Origin of the sequence: Mesorhizobium sp. M7A.F.Ca.CA.003.01.2.1, assembly GCF_003998945.1 — a bacterium.
Classification (GTDB): Bacteria; Pseudomonadota; Alphaproteobacteria; order Rhizobiales; family Rhizobiaceae; genus Mesorhizobium; species Mesorhizobium ciceri.
This window is the reverse complement of record NZ_RZRA01000584.1, coordinates 1-3621: the sequence shown is the minus strand read 5'-3', so window position 1 is coordinate 3621 and position 3621 is coordinate 1. Positions and strand designations below refer to the sequence as shown.

The window sequence follows — 3621 nt, the reverse complement described above, 5'->3', positions numbered from 1 at the left end:
GCCTTGGTGGACACGCAAAAATCATGCTCCGCATCCTCTGCCGCAACTTTGTCAAAACGCCGTCCGCGAACGCAGCGCCGCGGCCAGCGTGCCCTCGTCGAGATAGTCGAGTTCGCCGCCGACCGGCACGCCATGCGCAAGGCGCGTCACCTTGATGTCGAAGCCGGACAACTGGTCGGTGAGGTAATGCGCGGTCGTCTGGCCCTCGACCGTCGCATTGACGGCGAGGATGATCTCCTTGACCTCGCCGCCGGCGACGCGATCAACCAGCGAGCGCATGTTGAGCTGCTCGGGGCCGATGCCGTCGAGCGGCGACAGCGTGCCGCCGAGCACGTGGTAGCGCACATTCATCGCCGCCGCGCGCTCCAGCGCCCACAGGTCGGAGACGTCCTCGACGACGATGATGGTGCCGGCATCACGGCGCGGATCGGTGCAGATCATGCAAGGGTCCGATGTATCGACATTGCCGCAGGTCGAGCAGATGCGCACCTTGTCGGCCGCCTCGGCCATGGCGGCGGCAAGGGGCGACAAAAGCTGCTCTTTCTTCTTGATCAGATGAAGGGCGGCACGCCTGGCCGAACGGGGTCCCAGCCCCGGCACCTTGGCCAGGAGCTGGATCAGACGTTCGATCTCGGGACCGGCGATTCGCTTCGACATCGCTCTGATCTAGAGCAATTCCAGGAAAAGTGCGAAGCGGTTTTCCGTCCGGAATTGCGTCAAAACGAAAAGCTGGAGCGGTTCACCGTTTCCGCGAAACGGTGAACCGCTCCAGGATTTTTCAGAGCGCTTTGGAACATCTGCATCCGCATGACCGCCATATTGGGCCTTGGCGGACCGCGGGGCGCAGATCAGTTGGTCTCGAGCGGCCGGCCCTGGCTGACAATCATCGCGCCAATGGCGTCTGTGTTCTCAGGCGTCGACTGGAACCCCATCGACGCCTCTTGCGGCGCGTCTTGAACCGACGAGATGACCCTTGTGTTCAAGCTTCCGCCAAAACGCGCGGCATCCGGCTCTTCCATCGGCTCCTGCATCGCCACCACCGTCGGCTCTTGCGAGACACGCGCGGATTTCGCGGCCGGCGCGGCGGCGGCGGTCACATAGGTCTGCTGGGCGGGAGCGGATCGAACGGTTGCCGTCCTGGCTGGACGCACCGGCTCGGCGGACGCGACCATCGTCACCGGCGCGGCTGACTTGTCGGGCGCCGCCGAGGCAATAGCGACCTGCGGCTCATCCGGCAGCGGCTGCCAGTTGCGGCCGCGCTTCTCGTAGAAGGCATTGCCGCCGGCAACCATGGTGTAGTGCATGTTCTTGTAGGGGAAGCGGAGGCCGGCTGTGTGGAAGAACATGGTGTTCTTGAGCTTGGACTTGCGCTCGCCCTTCAGCACCGCGTCGGCGGCTTCCTCGACATCGGGCATTGCGCGTGAATTCATCGGCCTTGTCATGACACCAGGCGCGAACTGCCCGGGCTCGCCCACCACTTGGCAGATGGTGCTGCCATGATTGCCGGAGCGCAGCCGGTTCATCACCACCGTGCCGACCGCGATCATGCCGTCGCGGCTCGAGCGGTTGGACTCGAAGAACATCGCCCGTTCCAGGCATTCCTTGTCCTTCGGCGTGTGGCTGTAGGCCCCTGAACTCAGGAAACCTGGCGTGATGGCGTCGGTCAGGCTGGCGACGGACATGCCGTGTGAAGTGGTCTGGCTGCAGGCAGCCAAAAACAGGGGTGAAATGACGGCGCCGAGCAACAGCGGCGTCTTCCATCGCGTGGAAATCAACAGGTAACCCTCTCACTTCGTGCCCGCCCCCAGGCTGCGGCAAGAATGAGACACTTTCGGGCAAAATGATGGCCAAAACGTTATTAACAACGTACTGTTGCCAAATTGGCACAATTTCGTGGCTTTCCAGATAGATCGAGCCGTCATTTCACAAAAGCGATGACCGCTCTCTCTTTGTTTCGCCGCAATTGCCCCAAGGGAAAGCACCACGCGATTTTTCCTGAAGCGATCTACCGCCCGGCCGCTATCGCGGCCGGCTGGCCAGGCTCAAGCTCCTCGACCTTCTCCGAAAACAGGCCGCGCCGGAGGAACAGCGTCCGCGCCTCCCTGGCCGTCGGCGCGATCTTTCCCGGCCAGTCGCTGTCTATGAACTCAGCCTTGGTGAAGTCCGGATTTGTCTCGCTTGCCGCCTCGAGGAATTCGGCGATCTCCAGCACGATCGCGCGCTCGTCCTTCGAAAGCGCGGATGTGCCGGCTTCGATCGATGGGCGATGGAGGAAATCCTCGAACAGATAGAAATAACCCTTGATGCCGACGAGATCGACGCCGTCGTCACAATCGGCCAGGATTTCCAGGATCTCGTAGATCCTGTTGCGGATACGCTGCTCGATCAGTCTTTCGGACGGCTCTTCGGCCATGGCCGCACCGAAGGCTAGAAGGGCAGTTTCATTCCCGGCGGGATCGGCAGGCCCGCGGTCAGCGCCTTGGTCTTTTCCTGCATGATCTGCTCGACCTTGGTCTTGGCGTCGTTGTGAGCGGCCAGCACCAGGTCTTCCAGGATCTCGACATCGTCTTCCTTGAACAGAGACGGATCGATCTTCAACGACTTCATCTCGAATTTTCCGGTCAGCGTCACATTGACCAGGCCGCCGCCGGCCTGGCCGGACGCTTCCAGCGTGGCGATCTCGTCCTGCATGGCCTGGAACTTGGCCTGCATTTCCTTCGCCTTGCCCATCAGGCCGAGAAGATCTTTCATGGTCGGGTCCTTTGCGGATTCGTGGCTGGATCAGGGTTCATCGTCGTCAGCCGGCGGCTCGACCGGCACTTCGGCCTCTGCCGTTTCGGCTTCCGGCGCGTCCGGAATGCGCACGTCGATGATCTTGGCACCGGGAAAGCGCGCCAGGATGGCGGCCACTGTCGGGTCGCTCTTGGCATCGAGAAAAGCCGTCTCGCGTTTGGCCGATTCCATTTCGGCGAGCGTCTGGCCGCCCTCTTCCTTCGACAGCGAGACAAGCCAGCTGCGACCGGTCCAGGCGCGCAATTTCGTCGTCAGGTCGTTGAGCAGCATCTTGGGCGCATCGCTGGTCAGGCCAACGTCGATGCGGCCGGGCTCGATGCGTACAAACCGGATGCAGCTTTTGACCAGCACCTTGAAGGCGATGTCGCGCTGCGCGTCTGCCAGGGCAATGATGTCGGCCAGCGATTTCAGCGGCGCCGATTGCGCCTCCGTGACCGGCTCCGGCGGAGCGACGTAGGGAACGGGCGCAGGCGAGGCTTCGACCAGCCGCATGGTCTGCGCGCCGCCCGGGCCAGACGGCATGCGCGTCTGCGCCACCGCGCTGGCGCCGTTGCCTCCCCCTGCAGGCGCCCCATTTGGGCGCAGCGCGCCATTCTGCGCCGGCGCGGCGCCGATTTCGCCAGGACGCTGTCGGTCAGGGTGCTGTCGCGGACGTGGCAGATGCTGCTCAAGGGCATTCCAGAGGTGCAGTCCTCCAACCGGCCGGTCAGTGCCGCCGAAATGGTGCTGATCCGGCTGGCGCCGTTGCCTCCCCCTGCAGGCGCCCCATTTGGGCGCAGCGCGGTGGCGCAGACGCGCATGCCGTCTGGCCCGGGCGGCGCGCAGACC

Annotated in this window: 4 protein-coding genes and 2 pseudogenes; 1 reads left to right on the top strand and 5 read right to left on the bottom strand. The window is 63.6% G+C overall.

Going from position 1 to position 3621, the window contains the following annotated elements; genetic code table 11:
* Window positions 1-51: 51 nt before the first annotated feature.
* The 5 genes and pseudogenes from recR to EN969_RS21580 form a co-directional block, all read right to left on the bottom strand.
* Entirely contained in the window at window positions 52-657 is a 606-nt protein-coding gene (gene recR / locus EN969_RS21600; protein ID WP_013527928.1) for a recombination mediator RecR, read from the bottom strand.
* A gap of 191 nt (window positions 658-848) precedes the next feature.
* Complete coding sequence (locus EN969_RS21595; RefSeq protein WP_013527929.1) at window positions 849-1775, bottom strand: cell wall hydrolase; 927 nt, start codon at window positions 1773-1775, stop codon at window positions 849-851.
* A 230-nt stretch (window positions 1776-2005) separates the two neighbouring features.
* Window positions 2006-2413: a hypothetical protein gene (locus EN969_RS21590; protein WP_013527930.1), complete on the bottom strand. Its 408-nt coding sequence runs from the start codon at window positions 2411-2413 to the stop codon at window positions 2006-2008.
* 14 nt (window positions 2414-2427) lie between these two features.
* The gene (locus tag EN969_RS21585; protein ID WP_013527931.1) at window positions 2428-2751 is read right to left on the bottom strand and encodes a YbaB/EbfC family nucleoid-associated protein; all 324 of its coding nucleotides are present in this window, start codon (window positions 2749-2751) and stop codon (window positions 2428-2430) included.
* A gap of 30 nt (window positions 2752-2781) precedes the next feature.
* Window positions 2782-3405: pseudogene (locus tag EN969_RS21580) on the bottom strand (DNA polymerase III subunit gamma/tau); the annotation flags it as partial.
* Here EN969_RS21580 and EN969_RS21575 point away from each other — a divergent pair.
* Window positions 3391-3621, top strand: a pseudogene (locus EN969_RS21575) (DNA polymerase III subunit gamma/tau); the annotation flags it as partial. The pseudogenes EN969_RS21580 and EN969_RS21575 sit on opposite strands and share 15 nt — an antisense overlap.

Excerpts from the sequence above, each read along its gene's own strand:
- EN969_RS21590 (WP_013527930.1), bottom strand. The coding sequence starts at position 2,413 with ATGGCCGAAGAGCCGTCCGAAAGACTGATCGAGCAGCGTATCCGCAAC.
- EN969_RS21585 (WP_013527931.1), bottom strand. The coding sequence starts at position 2,751 with ATGAAAGATCTTCTCGGCCTGATGGGCAAGGCGAAGGAAATGCAGGCC.
- recR (WP_013527928.1), bottom strand. The coding sequence starts at position 657 with ATGTCGAAGCGAATCGCCGGTCCCGAGATCGAACGTCTGATCCAGCTC.